1 protein-coding gene is annotated in these 1,402 nt (G+C 35.9%); it reads right to left on the bottom strand.

From position 1 onward, the window contains the following. Positions 1-146: 146 nt before the first annotated feature. Positions 147-1,262 carry an IS4 family transposase gene (locus JV16_RS14755; protein ID WP_032101754.1) on the bottom strand — a complete coding sequence of 372 codons (1,116 nt, stop codon included), beginning with the start codon at positions 1,260-1,262 and terminating at the stop codon, positions 147-149. Positions 1,263-1,402: the final 140 nt, after the last annotated feature.

Below are 1,402 nucleotides of genomic sequence, written 5' to 3'. Positions count from 1 at the left end.
CATTAGCATTGCATAAATATAGTTAGAATTTTCTGTTAATTATTTTTTGTGAATTTGTGCCAAAAAGACAAAACCTAAAGAAAGGCGGCACTGTCCATTTGGTAAATATATACAGTTAAATCAGAGCGACAACGACAAAAGGGAGATTATGGACTGGCTCGCCCATCAAATTTTCGCAACCAAACATAAGCTGGTTTCCACAGAGCTCTCTTTAACCAACGAGTAATTCGAAGTAGGGATTTCTTACTTTTCATCTCCAATTGAATGAGAACATGTAAGCAATACGTGATAAGGGCTAAGAAAATTTGATTTTGAATAGCTGTTTCACTCATTCCATAAAAGTGCTTAATTTCTACGTGTTGCTTAAGCCATTTGAAAAAGAGTTCAATAGCCCAGCGAGATCGGTAAATACCACTTATCTCTTCTGCTTTTAAATCAAATCGGTTGGTAATTAAACGAAGTAAGTTCCCTTTTGTGTCCATAACTTCTAGTAGACGATAGACATTTTCAGTACGATTTTGTGTGGTACCAATATAGACCATTTTATCGGATAGAACGTGACAATCATCAGGAAGTGAAAATGTATAGACTTCACGAATGACTGCGTTTTTCTTCAGTCTTGAAACGAAGAAATAGCCATCATCTGTCATCCGGTCAAAACGTTCATAGTCCACATAACCGCGGTCAAACACATACATGGCTTCTTTATCATCCACTAGGACTTCGAGTTGATTTCGGTCATGTTCTTTTGCTGTCGTAATCACTGCTTTTTCAGGATAGACGGTGTCTTTATCCATGAAAACGAGCCGTAAGTGTAGCTTTACACCAGCTTTTGTTTTACGGAATTTTGCCCATTTATAATTGGTCAAATTCAACGGGAGTGTACTCGAATCAATGATTTTCAGTGGCATATTCTTTCCGTTTTTATAATGGTACCGTTGAATTTTCCAAACAAGATCCAAGAACAAATTTGCAAGAATTAGTGGGTTGATCTGATTGTTTTTTCGGGATAGCTGAGAGGCACTTATCGATTCAAATCCGAGTGCTTTTTGAAGATCTTCGTCTACAAGTGCATCACTCATTTCCTCTAAGCTCTTAAATTCGAGCAGTTGGGCTACCAATAAAAATTTAATATAGGCTTCTGTTGTCAGCTTTTTTGTGTAATAGTCCTGTTTCAATTCTTTGACTTGTTCGCTAAGTTTTTGAATATTTATGGGTGAAACCCATTTACCAAATGATGAAATTAGTGTATTCTTGTCCATAACAGTTATCCTTTACGATTGGATTTGGACAGGAACCACCTGTACTTCCATTGTAAAGGATTTTTTTGTTTCGAAATCAATAAAAAATTGAACATTCTTAGTATTTTGAATCATCAGATTTAATTACTGCAATGCTAGTG

Source organism: Anoxybacillus ayderensis, assembly GCF_000833605.1.
Lineage (GTDB): Bacteria > Bacillota > Bacilli > Bacillales > Anoxybacillaceae > Anoxybacillus > Anoxybacillus ayderensis.
Note: the sequence above shows the minus strand (reverse complement) of the source record. Positions and strands in the feature narration are given on the sequence as shown.

Excerpts from the sequence above, each read along its gene's own strand:
- JV16_RS14755 (WP_032101754.1), bottom strand. The coding sequence starts at position 1,262 with ATGGACAAGAATACACTAATTTCATCATTTGGTAAATGGGTTTCACCC.